Source organism: Rhodococcus marinonascens NBRC 14363 (assembly GCF_001894885.1).
Classification (GTDB): Bacteria; Actinomycetota; Actinomycetes; order Mycobacteriales; family Mycobacteriaceae; genus Rhodococcus_F; species Rhodococcus_F marinonascens.
The window spans coordinates 1-1,191 of sequence record NZ_BCXB01000129.1; the positions used below are offsets into that span (position 1 = coordinate 1).

2 protein-coding genes are annotated in these 1,191 nt (G+C 62.9%); both read left to right on the forward strand.

Annotated features, from left to right (window positions below; all coding sequences use genetic code 11):
- Nucleotides 1-610 (forward strand): alternate-type signal peptide domain-containing protein (locus tag RM2_RS23170; RefSeq protein WP_218017277.1); only part of this gene is annotated, 610 nt, incomplete at its 5' end.
- A gap of 4 nt (nucleotides 611-614) precedes the next feature.
- On the forward strand, nucleotides 615-1,166 hold the full coding sequence (locus RM2_RS23175) for a hypothetical protein (protein ID WP_072691780.1): 552 nt from the start codon (nucleotides 615-617) through the stop codon (nucleotides 1,164-1,166).
- Nucleotides 1,167-1,191 lie beyond the last annotated feature (25 nt).

Sequence of the window (1,191 nt, forward strand, 5' to 3'; positions counted from 1 at the left end):
AGTAGTACGACCTTGCTGTGGTGCCGGTGTCGAGTCCGAACTCTCCTACCCCGTGCGGGGTCTGACGAAAGCTGACCATGTGATGAACAACAAGTTGAAAGGTGCGGTCGCGGCGGGTGCGGCGACTGTCTTGCTGGCCGGGGGTGCGGGCACGATGGCCGCGTGGAATGCGGCCACGGATGTGGGCGGTGGTGAGATCGGGGCGGGTGCGTTGGCGCTGACCCAGAAGGCGGCACCGGAGTGGTCGGATCAGAACGGTGTGATCGAGGTGACCGATTTCCGTGCGGTTCCCGGGGATGTGCTGACCTATCAGGCGAGTTTCCAGGTGACGGCGCAGGGCACGAATCTGCGGGCGAGTCTCGCGGTGGATGAGGCCACGATCGTCGGTGATGAGGCGTTCAGTGGTGTGGTCGATCACAAGATCACCGCGACGTCGGGTGGTGACCCGGTGCCGGTGGATGCGGATGGGGTGGTGATCACTTCGGCGTTCGATGATCGGACGGTGGATGTGAGGGTGATCATCACCTTCGATGCGGACACCGATGGTGATGCGGCGCAGTCCGTTCAGGTCGACTTGAACAATTTCAATGTCACGTTGAGGCAGGTGTAGTCCCATGTCGAACAAGACTCGTTGGTTGGCTGCTGGTGGTGCGGTGGTTGCTGGGGTGGCGTTGATGTCGTCGCAGCAGACTGGTGCGTTGTGGAGTCAGTCGCAGACGCTGAGCCCGGGCAGTATTTCGTCGGGCACGTTGGATTTGGCGGTCGGTGGTGCGGGGACCAGTGATTACCCGTTCGAGGCGTTGGCGAAGGAGGGCCTCGGTGGGGGTCAGTATGCGCAGGCGCCGGTGCCGATCATCAATTCTGGTGATGTGGTGATGAAGTATCGGTTGCAGGATGCGTCGCAGTCGAATGTTGCGGTGCCGTTGGATTTGACGGTGTTCGTGGTGGATTCGGCGGATGCGTGCCCGGCGGAGGGTGATCCGGTGGGGGCCACGGTGGTGTATGACGGTGTGCTGATTGGTGCGCAGGCGCCGGCGGCGCCGGAGTGGCGCACGGTGGAGCCGGGTGGCAGTGAGGTGTTGTGTATGCGGGGCACGGTCGGTGAGGATGCTGCGCCGAATGAGAGCACGACGGCGTCGTTCGTTTTCGGGGCCGAATCCCGATGAGCCACACGGTAGAAGGCGTCGAACA